Source organism: Enterobacter sp. HSTU-ASh6, from assembly GCF_026319105.1.
GTDB lineage: Bacteria > Pseudomonadota > Gammaproteobacteria > Enterobacterales > Enterobacteriaceae > Enterobacter > Enterobacter sichuanensis.
This window is the reverse complement of sequence record NZ_WSPD01000008.1, coordinates 103,330-128,894: the sequence shown is the minus strand read 5'-3', so window position 1 is coordinate 128,894 and position 25,565 is coordinate 103,330. Positions and strand designations below refer to the sequence as shown.

The following is a 25,565-nucleotide window of genomic DNA, read 5'->3' as shown; positions in this document are numbered from 1 at the left end:
CCATGAGCACAAAAGCGATTTATCCGGGTACCTTCGATCCGATCACTAACGGTCATCTTGATATCATCACCCGTGCGGCGTGCATGTTCGATAAGGTGATTCTGGCGATTGCCGCCAGCCCCAGCAAAAAACCGATGTTTGATTTGAACGAGCGCGTGCAGCTGGCTACCGATGCCATTTCGCACCTGCCGAATGTTGAAGTGGTCGGGTTTAGCGATCTGATGGCGAACTTCGCCCGCGCTCAGCAGGCAAACATTCTTATCCGCGGTCTGCGTGCGGTGGCAGACTTCGAGTATGAGATGCAGCTGGCGCACATGAACCGCCATCTGATGCCGGAGCTGGAGAGCGTATTCCTGATGCCCTCCAAAGAGTGGTCGTTTATCTCTTCCACGCTGGTAAAAGAGGTGGCGCGTCATCACGGCGATGTCACCCATTTCCTGCCGGATAACGTCCACCAGGCATTGATGGCAAAGCTAAAGTAGCGCTATTTCTGGCATTGACGACAGTAGAACGTGGCGCGCTGGGCGTGCTTCGTGGCAATCACCGGCGTGCCGCAGACTCTGCAGGGTTCACCTTTACGGCCATACACCTGCAGCTCCTGGGCAAAATAGCCCGGCTTGCCATCACTTTGCAGGAAGTCCTTCAGGGTTGTTCCGCCCTGTTCAATCGAGCGCAGCAGTACCGCTTTAATCACTCTGACCAGCAGTTCACACTCCTGAGCGGAGAGGGAAGAGGCCAGCCGATCGGGATGGATCCCGGCGGCAAACAGTGATTCGCTGGCATAGATATTCCCCACGCCGACCACCAGTTTGTTATCCATCAGCCAGGGCTTAATCGGGCTTTTCTTCTTCGCGCACTTCGCTTTCAGGTATTCCGCGTTAAACGCGTCTGAGAGCGGCTCTGGCCCCAGATGCGCGAGCACGTTATGCCCTTCCAGCTCTTTGGTCCACAGCCACGCGCCAAAGCGTCGTGGGTCGGTATAACGGAGCACTTTACCGTTGCTCATCACCAGGTCGACGTGGTCGTGCTTTTCCGCAGGCAGTTCTTCGGTAAGAATGCGCAGGCTGCCGGACATTCCCAGATGGATAATAATCCAGCCGTCGGGCAGTTCCAGCAGCAGATATTTCGCCCGGCGCTGCACGCTCAGGACGGGTTTATCGCTCAGGGCATGGATCTCATCGGACACCGGCCAGCGCAATCGTCCATTACGGACAACGGCGTGAAGAATCGTCGCTCCGACCAGATGGGGCTCAATGCCGCGGCGGCTGGTCTCTACCTCAGGTAATTCAGGCATGGTTCCTCCGTTGAGATGCAGAATGCAAAAAACCCCGCAGTTGCGGGGTTTTTCGATACAAGAAAGCTAAAATTATTTGATTTTAGCTTCTTTGTACAGTACGTGCTGGCGTACAACTGGATCGAATTTTTTCAGTTCCAGTTTTTCCGGCTTAGTACGTTTGTTCTTCGTGGTGGTGTAGAAGTGACCTGTACCAGCAGAAGAAACCAGCTTGATTTTCTCGCGAATACCTTTAGCCATGATTTATTTCCTCTTTAAGTACTTAGTACTTTTCGCCACGGGCACGCAGTTCAGACAGAACTGTATCGATGCCTTTCTTATCGATTACACGCATACCTTTAGCAGATACGCGCAGGGTGACAAAACGCTTCTCGCTCTCAACCCAGAAACGGTGAGAGTGCAGGTTCGGCAGGAAACGGCGTTTAGTCGCGTTCAGTGCGTGGGAACGGTTGTTACCGGTCACCGGACGCTTGCCAGTAACTTGGCAGACTCGGGACATGTCTATTCTCCAAAAATCAAATTAGCTCGAGCTTCGTATGGGGTATCGGCGCCTCGTCAGGCTTTACAGCCCGGTCATCGCATAGTTCTAAGTGAACTCTCGATTGCCAGGCCCAAATGCCAAACCCGAGATTCTCAAAGGTGGCGTAGTATACGCTGACTCGGCGGTGTGCTCAAGTCCCGAACAGACAAAGATCCCGATGGATCGCGAGAAATAGCCTAAATCCAGCCATGTTCTGCAAAAGAAATGTACTCTCCGCGGCCAATTATCAGATGGTCCAGCACACGAATGTCCATGAATTGACAGCATTTGATAATGCGTTCGGTGATCTCTTTGTCAGCTCTGCTTGGTTGTGCACAGCCAGAGGGGTGATTATGCGCGAGGATCACGCCCGCTGCATTCACTTTTATCGCTTCCCGCACAATTTCACGCGGATGCACCTCAACATGGCTTAATGTGCCCGCAAAGAGACAGCTATGTTTCAGCACCCGGTTTCTGTTGTCGAGAAAGATCACCATAAAGATCTCACGTTCGGCATCCGTTAACTGGCTTTGCAGAAATTCGCGCGTCATCACGGGGGTCAGGATCGGCTCTTCCTTCTCAATGCGAACATTGTGAAAACGGCGAGCAAGTTCGGCAATGCCCCGTAACTGGGCATATTTCGCCACGCCGATCCCCTCGACGTGCTTAAACTGCGCCAGATCGGCGGTCAACAGCCCATACAGTGAACCAAAATGCGCGATCAGCTCTTTTGCCAGCGTAAAGACGTTTTTTCCTGGCGTGCCGGTACGTAAAAAGAGCGCCAGCAGTTCATCGTCTTTTAACAGTGTGACGCCATTGCGCAGCAGCTTTTCGCGCGGCAGCAGCTGCTCATCCTCGTCTTCCATGCTCTTTCTCCTTTTTTAACCTCATGCTGCCACAGGCCAGCCAGCCGCTCGACGGCCACGTTGCGTTCTTGCGTAGCGCCTCGCAAAGAGCCCGAAGGACAACATCACCCGGTTTTAGGGATTGTGATAAAATGCCCGCTCTCTGGTGAAACCCAACAGGAAAGAATCATGATGAGCCTGGCCGGTAAAAAAATCGTTCTTGGCGTGAGCGGCGGTATTGCTGCCTATAAAGCGCCAGAGCTGGTGCGTCGTCTGCGCGAGCGCGGGGCCGATGTGCGGGTCGCGATAACCGAAGGCGGTAAAGCCTTTATCACTCCACTGAGCCTGCAGGCGGTTTCAGGATATCCGGTATCAGACAGTCTGCTTGATCCGGCCGCTGAAGCCGCGATGGGCCATATTGAGCTGGGGAAATGGGCTGACCTGGTTATCCTTGCCCCCGCCACCGCGGATTTAATCGCCCGGGTGGCCGCTGGTATGGCAAACGACCTGGTCTCCACCATTTGTCTGGCCACACCTGCGCCTGTTGCCGTTGTGCCTGCCATGAACCAGCAGATGTACCGCAACGCGGCGACTCAGCATAATCTGGAGACGCTGGCCTCGCGCGGCCTGCTGATCTGGGGGCCGGACAGCGGCAGCCAGGCCTGTGGTGACGTTGGCCCAGGGCGTATGCTTGACCCGCTAACCATTGTCGATATGGCCGCCGCGCATTTTTCGCCTGTCAACGATCTGCAACATCTCAACATCATGATTACCGCAGGTCCAACGCGTGAGCCGCTGGATCCCGTGCGCTATATCACCAACCACAGCTCCGGCAAAATGGGCTTTGCGATTGCGGCCGCGGCAGCAAAACGCGGCGCGAACGTGACGCTGGTGAGTGGCCCGGTGTCGCTGCCTACGCCTGCGTTTGTCACGCGAATTGACGTCACCACCGCGCTGGAGATGGAAGCCGCCGTGCAGGCGCATGCGCAAAGCCAGCAAATATTTATCGGCTGTGCGGCCGTCGCAGATTACCGCGCCGAGACCATCGCCGAGGCGAAAATTAAAAAGCAAGGTGATGAATTAACACTAAAAATGGTGAAAAACCCGGACATCGTTGCCGGTGTCGCCGCATTAAAAAGCCACCGTCCTTACGTTGTTGGGTTTGCCGCAGAAACAAATAATGTGGAAGAATATGCCCGGCAAAAACGTACCCGCAAAAACCTCGATTTGATTTGCGCGAACGACGTATCGCTGGCCACACAAGGATTTAACAGCGATAGCAACGCACTGCACCTTTTCTGGCAGGATGGAGATAAAGTCTTACCGCTTGAGCGCAAGGAACTCCTGGGCCAACAATTACTCGACGAGATCGTTACCCGTTATGATGAAAAAAATCGACGTTAAGATTCTGGACCCGCGTGTTGGCGAGCAATTCCCGCTGCCAACCTATGCCACCTCCGGCTCTGCCGGACTTGACCTGCGCGCCTGTCTCGATGACGCCGTAGAACTGGCGCCGGGTGCCACCACCCTGGTGCCGACTGGCCTGGCCATTCACATTGCTGACCCGTCTCTGGCGGCGGTGATCCTGCCGCGTTCTGGCCTCGGCCATAAGCATGGCGTCGTGCTGGGTAACCTGGTGGGCCTGATTGACTCCGATTACCAGGGTCAACTGATGGTCTCCGTCTGGAACCGTGGTCAGGACAGTTTCACCATTGAACCGGGTGAGCGTATTGCGCAAATGGTCTTTGTACCGGTGGTACAGGCAGAATTTAACCTGGTGGCAGACTTTGATGCCACCGACCGTGGCGAAGGCGGCTTCGGCCATTCCGGGCGCAAATAACCGCCCGACAGACACGCATCTCACAGCGCCATAACGTCATAACAAACCGCAAACGTCAGTTTGCGGTCGCTGTGTGGATGCCAGCCTGACAAGTGCTTATTTTCAGGGGTATTTTGTAACATGGCAGAAAAACAAACCGCGAAAAGGAATCGTCGCGAAGAAATACTTCAATCTCTGGCGCTGATGCTTGAATCCAGCGATGGTAGTCAACGCATCACCACCGCCAAACTGGCCGCCTCCGTAGGTGTGTCTGAAGCGGCGCTGTATCGTCATTTTCCGAGCAAAACCCGGATGTTCGACAGCCTGATCGAATTTATCGAAGACAGCCTGATCACACGCATCAACCTGATCCTGAAAGACGAAAAAGACACCACCGCGCGTCTGCGTCTGATTGTGCTGTTAATCCTGGGCTTTGGTGAACGCAATCCGGGTTTAACCCGTATCCTGACCGGCCACGCGCTGATGTTCGAGCAGGACAGACTGCAGGGCCGCATTAATCAGCTTTTCGAGCGTATAGAAGCGCAACTGCGCCAGGTACTGCGCGAGAAGAAAATGCGTGAAGGTGAAGGTTACAGCACGGATGAAACACTACTGGCGAGCCAGATCCTGGCGTTTTGCGAAGGGATGCTCTCCCGCTTTGTGCGCAGCGAGTTCAAATACAGCCCAACGGACGATTTTGACGCCCGCTGGCCGCTAGTGGCTGCCCAGTTACAATAACATCGTTGCCGGATGGCGGCTTCGCCTTATCCGGCCTGGGGTTGTATTGCCCGGTAAAGCTGGCGCCACCGGGCAATACAATTACACCCCGAACTCTTCCCGGTATGCGCGTACCGCCGCCAGATGGTCAGCCATATCAGGCTTCTCTTCCAGGTAGGCAATCAGGTCTTTCAGGGTGATGATTGACGTCACTGAGCAATGATAATCACGCTCCACTTCCTGAATGGCGGAGATCTCGCCGCGACCCCGCTCCTGACGATCCAGACAAATCAGCACGCCAGCCAGCGTCGCCCCGTTAGCCTGAATAATCTCCATCGATTCACGGATCGCCGTGCCCGCGGTGATCACATCATCCACCAGCATCACGCGGCCCTGCAGCGCGCTGCCGACCAGATTCCCTCCTTCACCGTGAGTTTTGGCCTCTTTGCGGTTAAAGCAGTACGGCACGTCGCGATCGTGGTGTTCCGCCAGCGCTACCGCGGTGGTGGTCGCAATCGGAATGCCTTTATAGGCCGGGCCAAACAGCAGGTCAAAATCAATCCCGGAGTCCACCAGCGCTTCGGCATAGAAACGGCCTAACAATGCCAGATCGCGCCCGGTATTAAACAGCCCGGCATTGAAGAAATAGGGGCTCTTGCGCCCGGATTTCAGCGTAAACTCGCCAAACTTAAGAACCTGCTTGTTAAGCGCAAACTCAATAAACTGGCGCTGATACGGTTTCATGGATTCGCTCCTTTGTCTTTTCTGTCTTACAGGCAAAAAAAAGGCGACTCATCAGTCGCCTTTAAAATCAATTTTCTAACGCCGCCTTCTGCGTCGTTACGATAGATTCAATTCCCCCTCGGGCCAGAGCCAGCAAGGTGAGAAGTTCTTCGTGAGTGAAGGGTTCGCCTTCTGCGGTACCCTGCACCTCAATGATACGACCGTCTTCGGTCATGACCACGTTCATATCGGTCTCAGCGGCAGAGTCTTCGACATATTCCAGATCGCACAGCGCTTCACCGTTAACGATGCCCACGGAGACCGCTGCAACCATGCCTTTCATTGGATTCGTTTTCAGCTTACCGGCCGCAACCAGTTTATTCAGGGCATCCGCCAGCGCTACACAGGCCCCGGTAATGGAGGCGGTACGCGTACCACCGTCGGCCTGAATGACGTCGCAGTCCAGCGTGATGGTGAATTCGCCCAGCGTTTTCAGGTCAACAGCGGCGCGCAGCGCACGCGCGATCAGACGCTGAATTTCCATGGTACGACCGCCCTGCTTACCTTTTGCCGCTTCGCGGGCATTACGGGTATGGGTCGCACGCGGCAGCATGCCGTATTCAGCCGTGATCCAGCCCTGGCCCTGGCCTTTCAGGAAGCGCGGAACGCCTTCTTCGATGGAGGCGGTGCACAGCACTTTAGTGTCACCAAACTCAACCAGAACGGAGCCTTCAGCGTGTTTTGTATAGTTACGGGTCAGAGTGACGGGACGCACCTGATTGGCGCTACGACCTGCTGGACGCATGATGAATTCTCCGGCTTGAAACGAATGTGGCTGCGCATTATACGGATAAAGGACGCTTATTCCTATCCTGAGAAGCCCCCGAAAGCTATAATCCCCCCATCTCTCCTTTAAAAACGGGAATGTCTATGATCCGCAGTATGACCGCCTACGCCCGGCGTGAAATCAAGGGTAGCTGGGGTAGCGCCACATGGGAAATGCGCTCGGTAAACCAGCGTTACCTGGAAACGTATTTCCGTATGCCGGAGCAGTTCCGCAGCCTTGAGCCGGTGGTACGTGAGCGTATCCGTACCCGTCTGACGCGCGGCAAAGTGGAATGTAATCTGCGTTTTGAGCCTGATGCCAGCGCGCAGGGCGAACTCATCCTTAACGAAAAACTGGCGAAACAGCTCGTCAATGCGGCGAACTGGGTCAAAATGCAGAGCGATGAAGGCGAAATCAACCCGGTTGATATTCTGCGCTGGCCTGGCGTGATGGCCGCCGGTGAGCAGGATCTGGACGCGATTGCCGCTGAAATTCTTGCCGCCCTCGACAGCACGCTGGATGACTTTATCGTTGCCCGCGAAACCGAAGGCCAGGCTCTGAAAGCGATGATTGAGCAGCGCCTTGAAGGGGTCAGCGCCGAAGTGGCAAAAGTGCGCACGCATATGCCAGAAGTGCTGCAGTGGCAGCGCGAGCGCCTGGTTGCCAAACTGGAAGAAGCGGAAGTTCAGCTGGAAAACAACCGCCTGGAACAAGAGCTGGTGCTGATGGCGCAGCGCGTTGACGTCGCTGAAGAGCTGGATCGTCTGGAAGCGCACGTTAAAGAGACCTACAACATTCTGAAGAAGAAAGAAGCCGTAGGTCGCCGCCTCGACTTTATGATGCAGGAGTTCAACCGCGAGTCGAACACTCTGGCATCTAAGTCGATCAATGCTGAGGTGACGAATTCAGCAATTGAGCTCAAGGTACTGATTGAGCAAATGCGCGAGCAGATTCAGAATATTGAGTAGTGTTTCACGCGATCTCGCGTTGTCTCACTAAGTCATAAAAAGACCATTGTAAATCATGGTCTTTTTTGTTTTATATAGTCTCATATTGTATCGCGATACCTTTAAGACATGGGGTTGCATAAAATGCACAAGTACGTAACGGGGTTTAACGTCCAATTGTGTAAAACCACTGCAACTACATAAGTTATTGTTTTAAATATAAAAAAGTCAATATAAAAACTGAGGTTGTATGTGGCGATTTATCGTCCGATTTCAGGTAAACTTACCTTTGATGTTCTGGTGAGTTTTAAGGATAAAGAACCATGAAAGTTAGCGAAAAGACATTGCTAGAGTCCGGCTTCAGCCATACAGATCTTCAGAAAATTAAAAGCAATGTGGAAGATTTTGGGGGAACTCTTGATGAAGTGATTCATGATTTAGCAAAACGATTTAATGTAGCTAAGTGGATAACTATTGTTGCTTTCATAATCCTGATTTTTACATCTGTTTTATCGACGAAAAATAACACACTATCTTTGGCTTTTTCGTTGATTGTAGGATTACCTTTTATCTGGTATTTGGCGCCCGCCAAACTCGCATTTAAAGCTTGGCGGTATAAACAATATGCGTCTAGGATTGAGGGCGATCAGTAATTATCATCAGATCAAAAATAACTTTTGCCTTCACGCCGTATCCAACTATTTTCATGGTTAGTTTTGGCCTGCTTAATGTACTGACTTTTCTGTAATAATCGACTGGTATGTAGCGAAACAGTCTCCATGATCCAGGCTTCCTTATTAAACCAAATATGCTGTAAGCATTAGCAACAAGTGAGATTGATTTATATACGCCTAATCCACTTTTAGAACTAAACCCCATAAATTCAGCCGTAGCCATAGCTGCATTAGCAGCAAACCCTTCAGATGTAGAATCATGAAGCACTTGATGGCTAAATTCTTTGCTTAGGCCATTAAATCCATCCACAACAAGTATTGCTCCAGCCAACAAACCCAATGGATTAGCGCTGGCAAGTAACGTTGTTCCTAAAGCTATCTCTGCTCCCGAAAGCACTACGTTCACAGCAGAAATTACGTAACCCACAATTTTGTTATTTTCCCGGACGAACTCCACTTTGGCGTAAAGCTTAGCAGCTTTCGTACGTAGCATTCGCCCCTGTTCTTCAAGGTTTTCGATCTCTGTCCTAAGATTTTTTATACAGGCCATGCACTCTTCATCAGATTTTGCGCTCCGGGCCGTGGCGAACCGCAGCTCAATAAACCCTTTTATTATCATAGATATAGCCGAAACTACCTCTGGATGGGGCTTTCTGACGAACCGAGTCCCCGAGGCCATTGCAGCAGCCAATAGGCGTCTAAATTTCGACGCATGAGCAAATCGTGGTTTTAATTGTCCAATACCAGTGCTTCAATACTGACTCTTCGCCAAACCACGCATCGTAGAACACCAGTTCTATTCCGCAGGCTTTCACAAAAAGAAAGCGCTAACTGCCAGGCGACCTACCAGACGCTCATTCATCCTCACATGAGGTAAAGTTATTCGATGCCCAGTACAAATGGCATTAACATACCTGGCTTTATTTTCATGTCTGCAGTTGCCGCAGCCGCATTAGCATGCGGCAAGGCAAGCCATCTGTTTACGGCATCGGAGTTGAATCGCTGCAGCCTAAGAAACGAAGATACAGAGGTTTCCCAGGAAAAAAGCTCATCCGCGCAAACTTCGACGGACTGCTGAGAGCAAGCTCGCTGAATAGCCATTCCCAAACCGACGTAGCGGAGAAGCTCACGTCGTGCATTCTCATCTTTTTGCTTGATTGGTACATCCAGTTTCGGTCCAAAGTACACTCCGGTAGTACCTGGTTGTAATGTTGGGTCACTGGAAAAATAAACCGGAACTCCCATCAATTTGAATGCCGCTGTCAAAATTTCATAGCTAATGTCTGATCGACTCCAGCGGCCCATGTGGGGTGGTACTTTCGGCAAACCGACCAGATCATCGCCGCGGCTTACAATCGATACGCCCTCAACTGGCACGGATGGTTGCATTCTGAATACAGCGTCAGAATCGATTTCCCAGCCAGCGTCACTTAACAATCGCAAAAAATTACCAGCAGCCACGCACGATGATTCACTCCACTCAACACAACCGATGCGCAGCTTGTCCCGCTGACCAAACTGTCCTGTTCGAAATAATTCGAGGTATCTATCGCGATTGGAACTATTAACGGCATATGCATCAATCACGGTAGGCGGCACAGGTTTACTTGCAGATTCGGGATTTTGTTCAAGCAAAGCTGGGCTTTTGAAATACACTATAGCCAAAAATGCCGCTGCGCCAGATGCTCTTAACCATCCTTTATATTTTACTTCCAGGAGACCAGGCAGAACTGAACCAATACCTCCAGCAGCTTGAGCCAGAACTATTCGGTAAACTGTATATTGATAAGATGTAGGATTAGGGGTTATGAAAGTAGTTGTGATTATGACACCTATCGCCACAACCGCAAAACTATACCCAAGATACTTGTCTCTCTCTACACTGCTCATTTTAATTTTGACACCAGCATCAAATCCATACGTCGAAAATCCCGGGTAGACCTCCCCCATTGATTAATACAGCTCTATACTCGTAATGAAGCTATTGGCGTTGGTGATGAGTGTAACTGTCCATTCCTCGCTCATAGCGGATATAAGCCAGAGTGTCAGTCCTCTTGTGCCAAGAGCGGAAGTTGCTTAGCGTTTGTCTTCTTCAACAAGGATCGACTCAGGTTCATCCAGACTATAACACAGCAGCAGAAGTCAGAGCCTTGCCATTTTGCGTGACTTCATTTTTTTAATTCTCTTACGGCTAAACATAAGCCTGCCGTCGCCCAGAGTATATCGCCCGGAGTGTATTGCCAGCCAGAACTGCAGCGTTATTAAATAGGGGTTAATAAGCAGTCTGCACAGGCCTTTGCGAAACATACCATTCAAAGTAAGGGGCCTAAAACTCGGGTAGTTAAGCGAGAAATAGCGGTATTCCCCCAGTCGCCAGCGCCAGAACGACTTCATTTCAGTTTTTGCATCCTCAATTGCATTACAATTCCAGACCACACCCCAGCGTCTTTTCCATGTGTCTCTTAAGAGCCAGCCATGCATCAGAGAAAACCGTTGCGAGTTAAAAGATGGTTGTTTTTTGCCACCTGGTAGCGTAATGACGCACTGAATAAACTTTATTTCAGTAATTGAAAAATAAATTCCGCGTTCAGAAACCTCCATGAGTTCCTGACGCGGTATCTGGTTTAGGTTAACAATCAGCACAGACTGGTCCAGATTGGCCAGCTCAATTTTCTGCTGGTAACGGATACCATGCCCTGACGCCTCGAAATAAAGCGAGAGGTTCTCCACAAGCGCCCCTTTTGCCCGAAACGCCACGCGGGATTTAACCGACTCATGATCGGCTGAATGGGCAAGCCGCACCGAGTACTCTAAATGCTCACCAAGTGGTTTCCAGTGTGCGCCTAAATGATAGCGCCGGAATTTATACTCATGCGATTTCTGATAGGTTTTCAGTAACCATAATCGTGTGATCTTTTCCCAACCCCATTTGAAGAGGCGTCCAGCCAAACTCCACGGCATTGGTAAACTCATCTGTCTCTCCTGTGTTTTGCTCTAACGCTATCACTTTTCTTCAGAGAGAAATAAAAGCTTTGCGTATCCTTACGTATTGTATAAATCTATTGAAGTTAAGTAGCTTAACGAATCTCCGTTCCTACTCACACAGGCGGGTTTCGATACCTGCTTAGCTGACCCAAAAGAGCCCAGCGTAATAGCGCTGAAAGCCAGTCTCAGACAACAGTTAGGGCGTTCACGCTTGACTGCCTTACTTGCTAGACATAAAACAGTGCTTTTCGATGAACGTGAGATCTGGAATCTGTGGCCACGCTGCGTTGAGCAATTAAGCAGCATATACAACATAGCATCTGCTTACGGTGTACTTAAGGGCGTAGCTAATCGAAAAGACGATTAGAGAAAACACTTGTAAATCAAAGCATATACAGCATTACTCAACATTCAGATCCAATCGAGTAACCTTCCTTATCTCTGTTTAAAAGGCCGCTGGATGCAGTGGCCTTTTTCGTTTGGCATCAGAACATAAGAAATTACTGATCAGTTTTGATACACTCTCCGGCGTTTTAATTAAAAGATAAAATAGCGATCGGAAAAGTGAATGGCAAACATCAACTTAACATTAGAGGAAAGCAAAAGCCTCACTGTTGACCGCGAATTCCGCCAGGATATCAACCTGCTGCGTGGCGTTGCCATTCTTTCCGTGGTGCTTTACCACTTCGCGCCGGCTCTGCTCCCGGGCGGGTTTGTTGGCGTGGATATCTTCTTTGTGATCTCTGGTTTTCTGATGACAAAAATTATATCCACCGGCCTCGAAAAGCGTTCGTTTAATCTTATAGAATTTTACGCTGCGCGTTCTAAACGCATCATCCCTGCATTGCTTATGCTGTGTATTATCATGGCGCTGGCGACCTTATTCTGGCTTCCGACAAATGAATACCGAAAACTCGGAAATTATATTGGCTATATTGTTATTTTTATATCCAATATAAAGTTAAAAAAAGAGTCCGGGGATTATTTTGCCACCGACTCGCATGAAAACTGGTTCCTGCATACATGGTCACTCTCGGTTGAATGGCAGTTTTATCTGGTATTACCCTTTATCATTATGGCGTTATATCCGTTCAGAAAATGGGTTAATACCGGCTTATGCCTGCTGGTACTCACGCTGGGCGCATTTTGGTTCAGCATGAGTGCCACAGTGAATGACGCTACCCGGTTTTATCTGATGCCCTATCGCGCCTGGGAAATGCTCTGTGGCGGCCTCGTCTGGTATGGGGCAAACCGTTTAATCCTCACCAGGGCATTGCGCACAATCACGACGCTGCTGGGATATACACTCATCGCGGCTTCTGTTTTTTGCATTAGCACTGAAAGCGCCTGGCCGGGCGGATTAACCCTGCTGCCCATCCTCGGTACCATGCTGGTCATCTACAGCAACGACAGCTCACTGATTAGCCTTGCAGACCGTAACCTTCGCTGGGTGGGTTTAAGTTCTTATTCAGTCTATTTGTGGCACTGGCCTGTTGCGGTGTATCTCATTTATGCCGGGCAGCAGCACAACGGACTCTGGGTGGTCGGTGCCATTGCCCTCTCTTTTTTACTCGGATGGATCTCATGGGTATTGATTGAGCAACCCGCCAAACGCTTTTTAAACCAGCGAAGCATTGCCGCATTCTGGATAATTCTGTTTAGCAGTGTCGGGGCGGCCTGGGGATATAGTTATCTGGTTAAAAACGACATGATTGCCAGCCGTCCTGATGCGCAGGTCGATCGAATAGCCGCCGAAGCGAACAATAAAAACTATGCCGCCGACCCAAAAACGCACATGAGTTTTTACGGTACCGGAACACCGGCAGCCATCATTATCGGCGACAGCCACGCCGAAGCCGCAGCCACTGCCCTCGCTGCAGCCGCCGCGGATCGTGGTTCGGTGGTCGGCATTACCTATTCCGGTTGCCCTACGCTGGCTGATGCCACGCTGCTTGAAAGTAAACGCTGCGGCAAATTTAACCGCTCGCTGAGTGAAAAATTAAAAGCCTACCCGGCCAACGTCCCGGTTGTCATTGTTAACCGCCTGACTCACTATGCTGAGCAAAAGCAGGTGAAATTCAACACAGGCTCCCTGGACGATAAAGACTATTTACAGCAGTATGCGGCGTCCATCGTAAAGATGGCCTGTACGCTTAATCGCGAACATCCGGTGGTGCTGGTCAATCCGGTTCCCGAAATGGATGTAAACGTGCCTCGTACGCTCTCCCATCGCTTAATGACGTCTAAAAAAGCGCAGGATATCTCCATTCCTCTGGCGGAGTATCAAAGTCGAAACAGCGCAATACTGCATGCGCAATCCCAGGCCGCAAAAACCTGCGGCGTGAGGGTACTGGACCCTACGCCTTTTCTGTGCAGCGCAGGGCGGTGTATGGGAAGCAAAAACCTTGAACCGCACTATTTCGACGATAACCATCTCAGCGAGACGGGCAATAAAGCGCTTGTGCCAATGTTTCGTCAGATTTTCACTCAACGCCCCTGACTCATGAAAAAAAGTAATCTGTAAACACAGAAAATAACGCCTATAAAACGGCAAAAAGCCTGCTTTAGGATTAGAAAAAGTAGGCCTTGCTTACTCCCACAAAAAAAACTAAATAGTGACCTGCTGCACAAAACGCTACTCTGCCGCCCTACACGCTGGGGGAAGACATGCTGCTACATATTCTTTATCTCGTTGGGATCACGGCTGAAGCCATGACGGGGGCACTTGCCGCTGGTCGCCGTCGTATGGATACGTTTGGGGTGATCATTATTGCTACCGCCACAGCCCTGGGAGGCGGATCGGTACGCGATATTCTGCTGGGACATTATCCGCTTGGCTGGGTAAAAAACCCTGAATACATTGTTATTGTCGCGATTGCCGCCGTGCTGACCACCATCGTTGCGCCGGTTATGCCCCATCTTCGCCGTCTGTTTTTAGTCCTTGATGCTTTGGGTCTGGTGGTTTTCTCCATTATCGGGGCGCAAATCGCGCTGGATATGGGTGAAAGCCCGGTCATTGCCACTATCGCCGCGGTCGTAACGGGTGTATTTGGCGGCGTACTGCGCGATATGTTCTGCAAGCGTATTCCGCTGGTTTTTCAGAAAGAGCTTTACGCCGGAATATCCTTTGCCTCTGCCGTTCTGTATATCGCTTTACAACATTATGTTTCGAGCCATGATGTTGTGGTCATTGCTACGTTATTATTTGGCTTGACGGCCCGCTTGCTGGCGCTGCGCTTAAAGCTGGGATTGCCTGTTTTTCATTACACGCAGGACACCCATTGAATTCTCAACAAAACCACAACAAAGTAGTAAAAAGCACTTTTTGTCATCTCATATTACCGGGGTAAACGCGATAAACTATCGCACCTTTACCCCAATGATTTGCGTTAAACAATGTCTTTTGCCAAAACGTCAGCACTGATTATTAATAAAAAACTCAGCAGCCATTTTTTGATTTTGCTGCTCGTTTCCGTGCTGATTCAATTATGGCCAGTATTTTTAACGCAACCGGCCAGGTTCGCAGTACGCATCGCGATTTGTAATGCGTTGTTACTGGTTTGCGCCGCTGCTGTCTATCGCTCGCTTCCCGGTAAGATCGTCGCATTCGTTTTAACTACCCTGCTCACGTTGAATTTTGCGATTGCCTACAGTACATGGAGCGTCTACCAGAGCGAATTTAACACCGTCTTTGCGATGAGTATTCTCGGTACTCACGTCGCCGAAGTGAAAAGCATGTCGGGTTTATACCTGAACTGTTTACCCGCCGTGGCGGCTTACTTTATTGTCACCTGGTATGCAATCAAATCCGCTAGCGAGCATGCTTCTTCCCGGGTGAAAGCTATCGGCTTCGTTCTGCTTGCCGTTTATTTAGGCTGGTACTCAACGGCAAACTGGCTAAAAAAACGCCACGACCTTGAAGTTTATTATCCGCTAAGCTCCCGAATCTTAACCAATACGCCGTTTTACACGGGTGCAGAGTTTATTATTGCCCATCGTGATAACGCCCTGGCGCAGAAAATTAGTCAGCACAGCGTCAATTATCCGGCCTTGCAGTATCAGGACACGGGCATCGAAAACTACGTTGTTATCGTGGGTGAATCCGCGCGCCGCAGCAATATGCAGCTCTACGGATTTAACCAGGATACCACGCCTGTGGAAGCCGGGCTGGCGAAGGACGCCCTCATTTTTAGCAATGCTATTGCTCCTGCGTCAGCCACCGTTCTTTCCGTGCCGATGATATTAAGTAAAGCGGATCCGGACCACTTCACCGCCGATAAGCTTGCTGACAATATCGTTAGCGTTGCTAAAAAAACGGGCTATCACACCGAATGGATTAGCGCCCAGGGTAATACTGGCAAAAGCAACAATTACATTGTGGCGATTGCCTCTGTCAGCCAGAAAGCCCAGTGGATTGACACGCATTATGACACCGAGCTTTTACCTGCTCTGGATGAGGCGCTTAAAACCCCCGGCAAAAAATTAATTTTCCTGCATATTAACGGTAGCCATGAAATGGCGTGCGATCGGTATCCCGCATCCGCAAATATTCTGCATACCGGCAACAAATATGAAGATTGCTACAATAACGCGATTTTGTTTACCGACGCTTTCATTGGCGAAGTGGTTAAACGTCTGCAGGGAAGCGCGTCCTCTCTGCTCTATTTTTCAGACCATGGGCTGGAAAAAAACCCGCAACTCAATTCCCTCTATATGCATGGCTCACGCAACCCAAGCAAAGAGGCTTACCAGGTCCCCCAGTTTATCTGGTACAGCCAGCAAGCCCTGAATGCCCAAAAAAGAGCAGTGGGATGGGTCCATGAACTGTGGCCCACAGCAAGCAATTATGAGTTGATGTTAACGTGGCTTGGCATCACAACGGGTGTTGATCAGTGCAGCTCAGTGCTTGAAGCGTGCTATCAGGCTCCCACACTGATTCCGGTGATAGATGGCGGCCGCCACATCTATGACTACGATCAGCTTCGCGATACCTTCAGTTCGCCAGACAGACATACCCCCTGGCGCAAAGCTAAAGCAAGCTCGCTCTAAAATCCTGGTACGCCCTGCTGGCCGAGCCACAAAGCCAGGCCAGCAACGCCGGGGTCGTGAATGAATGCGACAATTTTTCGCGCCTTCTCCTCGCCCGTTCCCGGCAAGGTTTGCCAGTCCTTTGCGTTACGTCCGCTCAGCTTTTGCCACGTTACGTCTCCCATTGCCTTAAGCGAAGCCTGCGTCAACGGAACACCCAACGCCATGAGCCAGCGGATAAACGGCTGCTCACGCACCAGATTAAACTGATGCCAGAGCGCCAGCCCGCGCGCTGAGGAAAACCCTGGTGTAGCCTGCAGTTGCGCCTGAGTTAATAACAGCCATGAAAAGAGATGCTCAAACTGATGCGTCTGCCAGAGCGTGCGCCAGCCTGACTCGCCTAACCCTTCAATGTTTAACACCTGCTTTGAACTAAGCCATGTCAGCCTGGCAAAGAACTGCTCCATACATTCAGGCGAAGCATAAAAGCAGCTCAGGGAATGAAAGCGCGTGGCGGGCGGTTCCGGCTTTTGTCGGTCCGTCCCACGCCAGACAACCTTATCAAACCGGGGGATCCCCTGCCCGGCAAGGCTCACCTGTATCTGATCGCCGGGAGCAATATCCAGCCTTTGCCAGCGCGCGATCGGTCCCAGACTCACCCGCTGCACCTGCTTATCATCCAGTTGCACCGCTTCCAGCGTTGCCACTACGGAGATTTTGCCCGTTCGCCCAACGGTAAAACGAATATCTCTCACTTCCGCGACCTGGGCGGCAGGAGAATACTTCCATGCCACAACCCAGTTACCTTCGCCGGGTAGCCAGCTATCGCCAGGGGGAACATCCGAAGACCGAACCACAATGCCGTCCGTGGCAAAGGGTAATGCCGCGTTTTGCCAGGCCAGACGCTGCTTTTCAACAGCTTCAACCGTCTGTACGGGCACCGTGTAGCGCGCCGTCAGGGTAAATCCTGCCTGCGACAGCGCTGTCAGCGCGTTTTGCATCATCTGCGGCCCGTCCGGCCAGGCCCAGATAAAAATGCCAATCTGGTTCAGAGGCGCTTTGTCCTTTTGTCGCATCATCGCGCCCGCTACCTTTGCACGGGCATTCATTCCGCCCATCTGCCGCTGAACATGGCCCTCACGCAACCAGAAAAGCTCCCCCTGTAAGACGCTGTTTGCCAGCTCCCCGGATACGTACTTAGGCACGGACGGGATCAAACGCACTTGTGCCGTCCAGTCCTCACCTTTAAGTCCATTGCCACGGCTGATGGCCTGAGCGAGGATTCCGTTGCGATACACCAGCGTCACTGCCACGCCGTCGACTTTTGGCTGCATCCAGAGAGAGGTTCGGCCGTGCATCCACTGAGCCAGCGCGTCTTTGCTGGCAACTTTACGAACCCCCGTATGCGCTACAGGATGTGTCACGCTTCCCGTCAGCGCAGGAAGGGTGTTTGCAGAGATATCGTTGCCAAAACAGCGCTGCCACTGGGTTAAGCGGGCGTTCAGCTGGTCATAAACGTCGTCATTAACCTCGCTCACGCCCTGCTTCCAGTAAGCGTCATCCCAGCGTTTGATTTGCGCGCTTAACGACGCGATCTCTTTTTCCGCTTTTGCCTGCGACCACACCGGGCACACCGCCGCGCCATAGCCACACCACAACAGCATTAACCCGCTTATCCATCGCCCCATCGCTATCCCTCCTTTACGTTGCAGGAGGTATACCGCGATGGCTAAAACAACGCTAACCACCTTGTTTCACTGTGCGAGGCGCTATCCGGTCTTTCTTTTTGTTACTGAAAACCACAGATAAAACCTGAAAACGGCACGCAAAATTCAATAATCCAGGGGAAAAAGTGTGACAAAGGCTACGTCACACGGCGGTGACGTGTATAATAAGCCCGTATGTAGGACTTCTTCGCTAACACATACAAAAGACTCTCATGGCTCAAGGCACGCTTTATATTGTTTCTGCCCCTAGTGGCGCGGGTAAATCCAGCCTTATTCAGGCACTGTTAAAAACCCAACCGTTGTACGACACACAGGTTTCTGTTTCTCACACCACGCGTAAACCGCGTCCGGGTGAAGTGCACGGTGAACACTATTTCTTTGTGGATCACGACGAATTCAGAGCGATGATCGGCAGAGACGCGTTTCTTGAACATGCTGAAGTGTTCGGTAATTACTACGGCACCTCACGTGAGACCATTGAGCAGGTTCTGGCCACGGGCGTGAATGTGTTCCTGGATATCGACTGGCAGGGCGCGCAGCAAATTCGCAAGAAAATGCCTGACTCGCGCAGTATCTTTATTTTACCGCCATCGAAAGATGAGCTGGATCGCCGCCTACGTGGCCGCGGTCAGGACAGCGAAGAAGTGATCGCAAAGCGTATGGAACAGGCTGTTGCAGAAATGAGCCATTACGCGGAATATGATTACCTTATTGTGAATGATGATTTTGATGCCGCACTGAGCGATCTCAAAACCATCCTTCGCGCAGAACGTCTGCGTATGAGCCGCCAGAAGCAGCGACATGACGCATTAATCACCAAACTGTTGGCAGACTGAACCCACTTTCAGTATCATGCCCAGTCATTTCTTCACCTGTGGAGCATTTTAAGTATGGCACGCGTAACTGTTCAGGACGCTGTAGAGAAAATTGGTAACCGTTTTGACCTGGTGCTGGTCGCCGCGCGTCGCGCTCGTCAGATGCAGGTAGGCGGTAAAGATCCGCTGGTACCGGAAGAAAACGATAAAACCACCGTTATTGCACTTCGCGAAATCGAAGAAGGTCTGATTAACAACCAGATCCTCGACGTGCGTGAGCGCCAGGAGCAGCAAGAGCAGGAAGCCGCAGAACTGCAGGCCGTAACCGCTATTGCTGAAGGTCGTCGTTAATTAAACCTGCGGGTCGCCCTTGTATCTGTTTGAAAGCCTGAATCAACTGATTCAAACCTACCTGCCTGAAGACCAGATTAAGCGTCTTCAGCAGGCGTATCTCGTTGCACGTGACGCTCACGAGGGCCAGACACGTTCAAGCGGTGAACCCTACATCACGCACCCGGTAGCGGTGGCCTGTATTCTGGCCGAGATGAAACTCGACTACGAAACGCTGATGGCCGCGCTGCTGCACGACGTGATAGAAGATACCCCAGCCACTTACCAGGACATGGAGCAGCTGTTTGGCAAAAGCGTTGCCGAACTGGTGGAAGGGGTCTCTAAGCTTGATAAGCTGAATTTCCGCGACAAGAAAGAGGCGCAAGCCGAAAACTTCCGCAAGATGATTATGGCGATGGTGCAGGATATCCGCGTCATTCTCATCAAACTCGCTGACCGTACCCACAACATGCGCACGCTGGGCTCACTTCGCCCGGACAAACGTCGCCGCATTGCCCGTGAAACCCTCGAAATCTACAGCCCGCTGGCGCACCGTTTAGGTATTCATCACATTAAAACCGAGCTGGAAGAGCTGGGTTTTGAAGCGTTGTACCCGAACCGCTATCGCGTGATTAAAGAGGTGGTGAAAGCCGCTCGCGGTAACCGTAAAGAGATGATTCAGAAGATCCTCTCTGAAATTGACGGGCGCTTGCAGGAAGCGGGGATCCCGTGCCGGGTCAGCGGTCGCGAAAAACATCTTTACTCCATCTACTGCAAAATGGTGCTCAAAGAGCAGCGTTTTCACTCGATAATGGATATCTACGCGTTCCGCGTGATCGTCCACGACGCCGATACCTGCTATCGCGTGCTGGGGCAGATGCACAGCCTGTATAAACCGCGTCCGGGTCGTATGAAAGATTACATCGCCATTCCAAAAGCGAACGGCTATCAATCTTTGCATACCTCGATGATCGGGCCACACGGCGTGCCGGTTGAAGTGCAAATTCGCACCGAAGACATGGACCAGATGGCGGAGATGGGTGTTGCCGCACACTGGGCCTATAAAGAGCACGGTGGCGAGAGCAGCACGACCGCACAAATCCGCGCCCAGCGCTGGATGCAGAGTCTGCTGGAGCTGCAGCAGAGTGCGGGCAGCTCGTTTGAATTTATCGAGAGCGTGAAATCCGATCTCTTCCCGGATGAGATTTACGTTTTCACCCCAGAAGGTCGCATTGTCGAACTGCCTGCGGGCGCGACGCCGGTCGACTTCGCGTATGCCGTGCACACCGATATCGGTCACGCCTGCGTGGGCGCGCGCGTCGACAGACAACCGTATCCGCTGTCTCAGCCGCTCGCCAGCGGCCAGACGGTGGAAATCATTACCGCGCCGGGTGCACGTCCGAACGCGGCCTGGCTGAACTTTGTCGTGAGCTCCAAAGCGCGCGCCAAAATTCGCCAGCTGCTGAAAAACCTCAAGCGTGATGATTCCGTGAGCCTCGGGCGTCGTCTTCTCAACCACGCGTTGGGCGGCAGCCGCAAGCTGGCCGAAATCCCGCAGGAGAATATCCAGCGTGAGCTGGAGCGCATGAAGCTCGCCTCCCTTGACGATCTGCTGGCAGAAATCGGCCTCGGCAACGCCATGAGCGTGGTGGTGGCGAAGAACCTGCAGCAAGGCGACACGACAGCCGTGCCTGCAACAACCCAAAGCCACGGACACCTGCCGATTAAAGGCGCGGACGGCGTGCTTATCACCTTCGCAAAATGTTGCCGTCCCATCCCTGGCGACCCGATTATTGCGCACGTCAGCCCCGGTAAAGGGCTGGTTATCCACCATGAATCCTGTCGTAACATCCGCGGCTATCAAAAAGAGGCGGAGAAGTTTATGGCGGTCGAGTGGGATAAAGAGACCGCCCAGGAATTTATCACCGAAATTAAGGTGGATATGTTCAACCACCAGGGTGCCCTGGCGAACCTGACGGCAGCGATCAACACGGCCTCTTCCAATATTCAAAGCCTGAACACGGAAGAAAAAGATGGCCGCGTGTACAGCGCCTTTATTCGTCTGACCGCCCGCGACCGCGTGCATCTGGCGAACATTATGCGCAAGATCCGCGTCATGCCGGACGTGATTAAAGTCACCCGTAACCGAAACTAGTGGCATGAATTCACAACGTTACGCGCGGATATGCGAAATGCTCGCCAGGCGTCAGCCTGACCTGACGGTCTGCATGGAGCAGGTCCATAAACCGCATAACGTCTCTGCTATCGTCCGTACCGCAGATGCCGTCGGCGTGCATGAAGTGCACGCCGTCTGGCCGGGCCACCGGATGCGAACCATGGTTTCTGCGGCGGCAGGCAGCAACAGCTGGGTGTCCGTTAAATCTCACCAGACGATTGGCGATGCCGTCTCGCACCTGAAAGGGCGCGGTATGCAGATCCTTGCCACCAACCTGTCCGCTAAAGCCGTGGATTTTCGCGAGATCGACTACACCCGCCCGACCTGTATTCTGATGGGCCAGGAGAAAACCGGGATCACCCAGGAAGCGCTGGATCTGGCAGATCGGGACATCATCATTCCGATGATCGGCATGGTGCAGTCCCTGAACGTCTCCGTGGCCTCCGCGCTCATTCTATATGAGGCGCAGCGCCAGCGTCAGAACGCCGGGATGTACGAGCGCAGCAACAGCATGCTGCCGGAAGATGAACAGCAGCGCCTGCTGTTTGAAGGTGGTTATCCGGTGCTGGCTCGCGTTGCGAAGCAGAAAAAATTGCCTTACCCCCACGTCAACGCGCAGGGCGAGATCGAAGCCGATGCCGGGTGGTGGGCCACCATGCAGTACGCAGGGTAACCGATGAAAGGCCGCCTGCTGGATGCCATCCCGCTCAACAGCCTGACGGGCGTGGGCGCGGCGCAAAGCAATAAGCTGGCTAAAATCGGCCTGCACACGGTGCAGGATCTCCTGCTCCACCTTCCCCTGCGTTATGAAGACCGCACCCAGCTGTACAAAATTGGCGATCTGCTGCCCGCCATTTATGCCACCGTTGAAGGCGAAGTCCTGAACTGCAACATCACCTTCGGCGGACGCCGGATGATGACCTGCCAGATAAGCGACGGCACCGGCATTCTCACCATGCGATTTTTCAACTTCAGCGCGGCAATGAAGAACAGCCTGGCAACGGGCCGCAGAGTGCTGGCCTATGGCGAAGCCAAACGCGGGAAATACGGCGCAGAGATGATCCACCCGGAGTACCGCGTTCAGGGCGATCTCAGCACGCCGGAGATGCAGGAGACGCTCACCCCGGTTTACCCGACGACCGAAGGCATCAAGCAGGCGACGCTGCGTAAGCTGACCGATCAGGCGCTGGAGCTGCTGGATACCTGCGCCATTACCGAGCTGCTGCCACCCGAACTGGCGCAGGGGATGATGAGTCTGCCCGAGGCGCTGCGTACCCTGCACCGTCCGCCGCCAACGCTGCAGCTCAGCGATTTAGAAAGCGGCAAACACCCTGCCCAACAGCGTCTTATCCTTGAGGAATTACTGGCCCATAACCTGAGCATGCTGGCGCTTCGCGCCGGCGCGCAGCGTTTCCATGCCCAGCCGTTAAGCCCGCGTGATGAGCTCAAGGATAAGCTGCTGGCCTCGCTGCCGTTTAAACCCACCGGCGCACAGGCGCGCGTTACCGCCGAAATTGAACGCGATATGGCGCTCGACGTACCGATGATGCGCCTGGTGCAGGGTGATGTGGGATCCGGTAAAACGCTGGTAGCCGCTCTGGCCGCCCTGCGCGCGATTGCACATGGCAAACAGGTGGCGCTCATGGCCCCGACCGAACTGCTGGCCGAACAGCACGCGAACAATTTCCGCGCCTGGTTTGCGCCGCTGGGCATTGAAGTGGGCTGGCTTGCCGGGAAGCAAAAAGGCAAAGCGCGCCTTGCGCAACAGGAGGCGATTGCCAGCGGTCAGGTACACATGATTGTTGGCACCCACGCCATCTTCCAGGAGCAGGTGCAGTTTAACGGCCTTGCGCTGGTGATTATCGATGAACAGCACCGCTTTGGCGTGCATCAGCGTCTGGCCCTGTGGGAAAAAGGGCTGCAGCAGGGTTTCCACCCGCATCAGCTGATCATGACCGCCACGCCGATTCCGCGCACCCTGGCGATGACGGCTTACGCCGATCTGGATACTTCCACCATCGACGAACTGCCGCCGGGTCGTACGCCGGTGACGACGGTCGCCATTCCTGATACGCGTCGCAGCGATATCATCGACCGCGTGCGCAATGCCTGTACGCATGAAGGACGTCAGGCCTACTGGGTGTGTACGCTGATTGAAGAGTCTGAACTGCTGGAAGCGCAGGCTGCAGAAGCCACGTGGGAAGAGTTAAAGCTGGCGCTGCCGGAACTGAACGTGGGTCTGGTTCACGGGCGAATGAAGCCTGCTGAAAAACAGTCGGTAATGCAGTCATTTAAGCAAGGGGAACTGCATTTACTGGTTGCAACGACGGTCATTGAAGTGGGCGTGGACGTGCCAAACTCCAGCCTGATGATCATCGAGAACCCGGAGCGTCTGGGCCTTGCCCAACTCCACCAGCTCCGCGGGCGCGTTGGCCGCGGCGCGGTGGCGTCCCACTGCGTCCTGCTCTACAAAGCCCCGCTCTCGAAAACCGCCCAGATGCGGTTGCAGGTGTTGCGCGACAGCAACGATGGTTTTGTGATTGCGCAAAAAGACCTGGAGATCCGCGGCCCGGGTGAACTGCTGGGTACCCGCCAGACGGGGAACGCGGAGTTCAAAGTCGCGGACCTGCTGCGCGATCAGGCCATGATCCCGGAAGTTCAGCGCCTCGCCCGCCATATTCATGAACGCTACCCCGAACAGGCGGCAGCGTTAATTGAACGCTGGATGCCGGAAACCGAACGCTACTCCAACGCCTGACTTCAGGCGAACATCGGCAGCATCAGGTACAGCTTAATCACCAGCGCGTTGACGATATCAATAAAGAATGCCCCGACCATCGGGACCACCAGAAACGCCATGTGCGATGGCCCGAATCGCTCGGTAATCGCCTGCATATTGGCGATTGCCGTTGGCGTTGCCCCGAGCCCAAACCCGCATTGCCCCGCCGCCAGCACCGCCGCATCGTAGTTTTTACCCATCATGCGCCAGGTGACGAACATGGCATAGAGCGCCATAAACAGGGCCTGCACCGCCAGAATCGCCACCATCGGCAGCGCCAGCGAGGCCAGCTCCCACAGCTTGAGGCTCATCAGCGCCATCGCCAGGAACAGCGACAGACAGACGTTGCCGAGCACCGAGACCGCCCGTTCAAACACGCGGTAGAAGCCCATCAGCGCCAGACCGTTGCTGAGGATCACCCCGATAAACAGCACGCAGACAAACGTCGGCAGCTCAAACGCGGAGCCCGCCAGCCCTTGCGCAACCACTTTGCCCACGGTCAGGCAGATGGCAATCATCGCGATGGTTTCAATCAACACCAGTGAGGTAATGCTGCGCCCGACGTCCGGCTTTTCAAAGGCGGTCGGGACCAGCTCATCGTCCGGTCTGCCGTCCGGCGTGGTGGAGTGCTTCACCAGATAACGCGCCACCGGGCCGCCAATCAGGCCCCCCAGCACCAGGCCAAAGGTGGCACAGGCCATCGCCACTTCCGTCGCATTTTCAAAGCCATAGCGCTCGATAAACAATTTACTCCACGCCGCCCCGGTGCCGTGGCCGCCAGACAGCGTAATTGACCCTGCCAGCAGCCCCATCAGCGGATCCAGCCCCAGCAGCGTCGCCATCCCGATACCGATGGCGTTTTGCATCAGCAGCAGCCCGACCACCACAATCAAAAATACGCCGAGCACTTTGCCGCCCGCCCGCAGGCTCGCCAGATTGGCATTGAGGCCGATGGTGGCAAAAAAGGCCAGCATCAGCGGATCTTTCAGGGACATATCAAAATCGATTTCCCAGCCCATGCTTTTTTTCAGCACCAGCAGGGCCAGCGCCACCAGCAGGCCGCCGGCGACAGGTTCAGGGATGGTGTATTTTTTCAGAAGGGAAACGCTATGTACCAGCTTACGACCAAGCAGCAAGACCAGCGTTGCGGCAACAAGGGTCGACAACGTATCGAGATGAATCATAGAAGGCTCCTGTTTTGCGCGTGTTCCATACACACGCGGCGTTATCCTGGGCCGGTTTGCGCTCTTCATGAGCTCCCGGCGCAAAAAGTGTAATTTTTTTTCCTTATCGGATGTAGAAAACCTGCTCACAGCGGCAGATTTTCTTGTCTTTTTTTGCTGGCAATCGTTTGCTTTTA

25 protein-coding genes are annotated in these 25,565 nt (G+C 53.0%); 14 read left to right on the top strand and 11 right to left on the bottom strand.

Annotated elements, in window-relative coordinates; translation table 11 throughout:
- Nucleotides 1–2 precede the first annotated feature (2 nt).
- Complete coding sequence (gene coaD / locus GM298_RS12040) at nucleotides 3–482, top strand: pantetheine-phosphate adenylyltransferase (protein ID WP_045286233.1); 480 nt, start codon at nucleotides 3–5, stop codon at nucleotides 480–482.
- Nucleotides 483–484: 2 nt separating this feature from the next.
- Here coaD and mutM read toward each other — a convergent pair whose 3' ends face one another.
- From mutM to radC, 4 genes are all read right to left on the bottom strand, one after another.
- Nucleotides 485–1,294, bottom strand: a complete 810-nt coding sequence (gene mutM / locus GM298_RS12035) for a bifunctional DNA-formamidopyrimidine glycosylase/DNA-(apurinic or apyrimidinic site) lyase (protein ID WP_023309890.1) — start codon at nucleotides 1,292–1,294, stop codon at nucleotides 485–487.
- A 72-nt stretch (nucleotides 1,295–1,366) separates the two neighbouring features.
- On the bottom strand, nucleotides 1,367–1,534 hold the full coding sequence (gene rpmG, locus GM298_RS12030; protein WP_003024094.1) for a 50S ribosomal protein L33: 168 nt from the start codon (nucleotides 1,532–1,534) through the stop codon (nucleotides 1,367–1,369).
- A gap of 22 nt (nucleotides 1,535–1,556) precedes the next feature.
- Complete coding sequence (gene rpmB, locus GM298_RS12025) at nucleotides 1,557–1,793, bottom strand: 50S ribosomal protein L28 (RefSeq protein WP_002436699.1); 237 nt, start codon at nucleotides 1,791–1,793, stop codon at nucleotides 1,557–1,559.
- Between the two features lie 218 nt (nucleotides 1,794–2,011).
- The gene (gene radC / locus GM298_RS12020) at nucleotides 2,012–2,680 is read right to left on the bottom strand and encodes a RadC family protein (protein ID WP_045286232.1); all 669 of its coding nucleotides are present in this window, start codon (nucleotides 2,678–2,680) and stop codon (nucleotides 2,012–2,014) included.
- Nucleotides 2,681–2,851: 171 nt separating this feature from the next.
- Between radC and coaBC the strand changes: the two genes are divergently transcribed.
- From coaBC to slmA, 3 genes are all read left to right on the top strand, one after another.
- Entirely contained in the window at nucleotides 2,852–4,063 is a 1,212-nt protein-coding gene (coaBC, locus tag GM298_RS12015) for a bifunctional phosphopantothenoylcysteine decarboxylase/phosphopantothenate--cysteine ligase CoaBC (RefSeq protein WP_126800986.1), read from the top strand.
- Nucleotides 4,041–4,499 carry a dUTP diphosphatase gene (gene dut, locus GM298_RS12010; RefSeq protein WP_008502691.1) on the top strand — a complete coding sequence of 153 codons (459 nt, stop codon included), beginning with the start codon at nucleotides 4,041–4,043 and terminating at the stop codon, nucleotides 4,497–4,499. The genes coaBC and dut overlap by 23 nt, the downstream gene beginning before the upstream one ends.
- A 120-nt stretch (nucleotides 4,500–4,619) precedes the next feature.
- Nucleotides 4,620–5,216, top strand: coding sequence for a nucleoid occlusion factor SlmA (slmA, locus tag GM298_RS12005; protein ID WP_047957446.1), 597 nt, complete (start codon nucleotides 4,620–4,622; stop codon nucleotides 5,214–5,216).
- A gap of 81 nt (nucleotides 5,217–5,297) precedes the next feature.
- Here the strand turns inward: slmA and pyrE are convergent, their stop codons facing one another.
- Nucleotides 5,298–5,939, bottom strand: a complete 642-nt coding sequence (gene pyrE / locus GM298_RS12000) for an orotate phosphoribosyltransferase (RefSeq protein ID WP_266154158.1) — start codon at nucleotides 5,937–5,939, stop codon at nucleotides 5,298–5,300.
- 67 nt (nucleotides 5,940–6,006) lie between these two features.
- Nucleotides 6,007–6,723, bottom strand: a complete 717-nt coding sequence (gene rph / locus GM298_RS11995) for a ribonuclease PH (protein WP_013094888.1) — start codon at nucleotides 6,721–6,723, stop codon at nucleotides 6,007–6,009.
- 125 nt (nucleotides 6,724–6,848) lie between these two features.
- On the opposite strand from rph, the gene GM298_RS11990 reads away from it, so the two are divergent.
- Both GM298_RS11990 and GM298_RS11985 read left to right on the top strand, forming a co-directional pair.
- A complete protein-coding gene (locus tag GM298_RS11990; RefSeq protein ID WP_014830145.1) occupies nucleotides 6,849–7,712 on the top strand; it encodes a YicC/YloC family endoribonuclease in 864 nt (287 codons plus the stop codon).
- A 302-nt stretch (nucleotides 7,713–8,014) separates the two neighbouring features.
- Nucleotides 8,015–8,344, top strand: a complete 330-nt coding sequence (locus GM298_RS11985; protein WP_225284930.1) for a hypothetical protein — start codon at nucleotides 8,015–8,017, stop codon at nucleotides 8,342–8,344.
- Here the strand turns inward: GM298_RS11985 and GM298_RS11980 are convergent.
- The 3 genes from GM298_RS11980 to GM298_RS11970 form a co-directional block, all read right to left on the bottom strand.
- A complete protein-coding gene (locus GM298_RS11980) occupies nucleotides 8,322–8,984 on the bottom strand; it encodes a DUF4225 domain-containing protein (RefSeq protein ID WP_266154157.1) in 663 nt (220 codons plus the stop codon). The two genes, GM298_RS11985 and GM298_RS11980, sit on opposite strands and share 23 nt — an antisense overlap.
- A 260-nt stretch (nucleotides 8,985–9,244) precedes the next feature.
- Entirely contained in the window at nucleotides 9,245–10,255 is a 1,011-nt protein-coding gene (locus GM298_RS11975; protein WP_266154156.1) for a hypothetical protein, read from the bottom strand.
- Between the two features lie 252 nt (nucleotides 10,256–10,507).
- Nucleotides 10,508–11,338, bottom strand: a complete 831-nt coding sequence (locus tag GM298_RS11970) for a hypothetical protein (RefSeq protein ID WP_259566839.1) — start codon at nucleotides 11,336–11,338, stop codon at nucleotides 10,508–10,510.
- A 580-nt stretch (nucleotides 11,339–11,918) separates the two neighbouring features.
- Here GM298_RS11970 and GM298_RS11965 point away from each other — a divergent pair.
- From GM298_RS11965 to GM298_RS11955, 3 genes are all read left to right on the top strand, one after another.
- Nucleotides 11,919–13,850, top strand: coding sequence for an acyltransferase family protein (locus tag GM298_RS11965; protein WP_266154155.1), 1,932 nt, complete (start codon nucleotides 11,919–11,921; stop codon nucleotides 13,848–13,850).
- Nucleotides 13,851–14,017: 167 nt separating this feature from the next.
- Nucleotides 14,018–14,635: a trimeric intracellular cation channel family protein gene (locus GM298_RS11960; RefSeq protein ID WP_266154154.1), complete on the top strand. Its 618-nt coding sequence runs from the start codon at nucleotides 14,018–14,020 to the stop codon at nucleotides 14,633–14,635.
- A gap of 111 nt (nucleotides 14,636–14,746) precedes the next feature.
- A complete protein-coding gene (locus GM298_RS11955; protein ID WP_045286476.1) occupies nucleotides 14,747–16,399 on the top strand; it encodes a phosphoethanolamine transferase in 1,653 nt (550 codons plus the stop codon).
- Here the strand turns inward: GM298_RS11955 and ligB are convergent.
- Complete coding sequence (gene ligB / locus GM298_RS11950) at nucleotides 16,396–18,066, bottom strand: NAD-dependent DNA ligase LigB (RefSeq protein WP_266154153.1); 1,671 nt, start codon at nucleotides 18,064–18,066, stop codon at nucleotides 16,396–16,398. The two genes, GM298_RS11955 and ligB, sit on opposite strands and share 4 nt — an antisense overlap.
- Before the next feature lie 251 nt (nucleotides 18,067–18,317).
- Here ligB and gmk point away from each other — a divergent pair, with 251 nt between their 5' ends.
- Genes gmk through recG form a run of 5 tightly spaced genes read left to right on the top strand, consistent with a single transcriptional unit; the run spans nucleotide 18,318 to nucleotide 24,184 of the window.
- Nucleotides 18,318–18,941: a guanylate kinase gene (gene gmk, locus GM298_RS11945; RefSeq protein WP_025757029.1), complete on the top strand. Its 624-nt coding sequence runs from the start codon at nucleotides 18,318–18,320 to the stop codon at nucleotides 18,939–18,941.
- A gap of 54 nt (nucleotides 18,942–18,995) precedes the next feature.
- Nucleotides 18,996–19,271, top strand: a complete 276-nt coding sequence (rpoZ, locus tag GM298_RS11940; RefSeq protein WP_000135058.1) for a DNA-directed RNA polymerase subunit omega — start codon at nucleotides 18,996–18,998, stop codon at nucleotides 19,269–19,271.
- A gap of 19 nt (nucleotides 19,272–19,290) precedes the next feature.
- Nucleotides 19,291–21,405, top strand: coding sequence for a bifunctional GTP diphosphokinase/guanosine-3',5'-bis pyrophosphate 3'-pyrophosphohydrolase (gene spoT / locus GM298_RS11935; RefSeq protein ID WP_025757028.1), 2,115 nt, complete (start codon nucleotides 19,291–19,293; stop codon nucleotides 21,403–21,405).
- Nucleotides 21,406–21,409: 4 nt separating this feature from the next.
- Nucleotides 21,410–22,099 (top strand): tRNA (guanosine(18)-2'-O)-methyltransferase TrmH, encoded by a 690-nt coding sequence (gene trmH, locus GM298_RS11930; RefSeq protein ID WP_047957437.1) that lies wholly within the window; start codon nucleotides 21,410–21,412, stop codon nucleotides 22,097–22,099.
- A gap of 3 nt (nucleotides 22,100–22,102) precedes the next feature.
- Nucleotides 22,103–24,184 (top strand): ATP-dependent DNA helicase RecG, encoded by a 2,082-nt coding sequence (gene recG, locus GM298_RS11925; protein WP_262747853.1) that lies wholly within the window; start codon nucleotides 22,103–22,105, stop codon nucleotides 24,182–24,184.
- A gap of 2 nt (nucleotides 24,185–24,186) precedes the next feature.
- On the opposite strand, the gene gltS is transcribed toward recG, so the two are convergent.
- Nucleotides 24,187–25,389 (bottom strand): sodium/glutamate symporter, encoded by a 1,203-nt coding sequence (gene gltS, locus GM298_RS11920; RefSeq protein WP_266154152.1) that lies wholly within the window; start codon nucleotides 25,387–25,389, stop codon nucleotides 24,187–24,189.
- Between the last annotated feature and the right edge of the window lie 176 nt (nucleotides 25,390–25,565).

Coding starts and splice junctions, on each gene's coding strand:
- coaD (WP_045286233.1), top strand. CDS start 3: ATGAGCACAAAAGCGATTTATCCGGGTACCTTCGATCCGATCACTAAC.
- mutM (WP_023309890.1), bottom strand. CDS start 1,294: ATGCCTGAATTACCTGAGGTAGAGACCAGCCGCCGCGGCATTGAGCCC.
- rpmG (WP_003024094.1), bottom strand. CDS start 1,534: ATGGCTAAAGGTATTCGCGAGAAAATCAAGCTGGTTTCTTCTGCTGGT.
- rpmB (WP_002436699.1), bottom strand. CDS start 1,793: ATGTCCCGAGTCTGCCAAGTTACTGGCAAGCGTCCGGTGACCGGTAAC.
- radC (WP_045286232.1), bottom strand. CDS start 2,680: ATGGAAGACGAGGATGAGCAGCTGCTGCCGCGCGAAAAGCTGCTGCGC.
- coaBC (WP_126800986.1), top strand. CDS start 2,852: ATGAGCCTGGCCGGTAAAAAAATCGTTCTTGGCGTGAGCGGCGGTATT.
- dut (WP_008502691.1), top strand. CDS start 4,041: ATGATGAAAAAAATCGACGTTAAGATTCTGGACCCGCGTGTTGGCGAG.
- slmA (WP_047957446.1), top strand. CDS start 4,620: ATGGCAGAAAAACAAACCGCGAAAAGGAATCGTCGCGAAGAAATACTT.
- pyrE (WP_266154158.1), bottom strand. CDS start 5,939: ATGAAACCGTATCAGCGCCAGTTTATTGAGTTTGCGCTTAACAAGCAG.
- rph (WP_013094888.1), bottom strand. CDS start 6,723: ATGCGTCCAGCAGGTCGTAGCGCCAATCAGGTGCGTCCCGTCACTCTG.
- GM298_RS11990 (WP_014830145.1), top strand. CDS start 6,849: ATGATCCGCAGTATGACCGCCTACGCCCGGCGTGAAATCAAGGGTAGC.
- GM298_RS11985 (WP_225284930.1), top strand. CDS start 8,015: ATGAAAGTTAGCGAAAAGACATTGCTAGAGTCCGGCTTCAGCCATACA.
- GM298_RS11980 (WP_266154157.1), bottom strand. CDS start 8,984: ATGATAATAAAAGGGTTTATTGAGCTGCGGTTCGCCACGGCCCGGAGC.
- GM298_RS11975 (WP_266154156.1), bottom strand. CDS start 10,255: ATGAGCAGTGTAGAGAGAGACAAGTATCTTGGGTATAGTTTTGCGGTT.
- GM298_RS11970 (WP_259566839.1), bottom strand. CDS start 11,338: ATGAGTTTACCAATGCCGTGGAGTTTGGCTGGACGCCTCTTCAAATGG.
- GM298_RS11965 (WP_266154155.1), top strand. CDS start 11,919: ATGGCAAACATCAACTTAACATTAGAGGAAAGCAAAAGCCTCACTGTT.
- GM298_RS11960 (WP_266154154.1), top strand. CDS start 14,018: ATGCTGCTACATATTCTTTATCTCGTTGGGATCACGGCTGAAGCCATG.
- GM298_RS11955 (WP_045286476.1), top strand. CDS start 14,747: ATGTCTTTTGCCAAAACGTCAGCACTGATTATTAATAAAAAACTCAGC.
- ligB (WP_266154153.1), bottom strand. CDS start 18,066: ATGGGGCGATGGATAAGCGGGTTAATGCTGTTGTGGTGTGGCTATGGC.
- gmk (WP_025757029.1), top strand. CDS start 18,318: ATGGCTCAAGGCACGCTTTATATTGTTTCTGCCCCTAGTGGCGCGGGT.
- rpoZ (WP_000135058.1), top strand. CDS start 18,996: ATGGCACGCGTAACTGTTCAGGACGCTGTAGAGAAAATTGGTAACCGT.
- trmH (WP_047957437.1), top strand. CDS start 21,410: ATGAATTCACAACGTTACGCGCGGATATGCGAAATGCTCGCCAGGCGT.
- recG (WP_262747853.1), top strand. CDS start 22,103: ATGAAAGGCCGCCTGCTGGATGCCATCCCGCTCAACAGCCTGACGGGC.
- gltS (WP_266154152.1), bottom strand. CDS start 25,389: ATGATTCATCTCGATACGTTGTCGACCCTTGTTGCCGCAACGCTGGTC.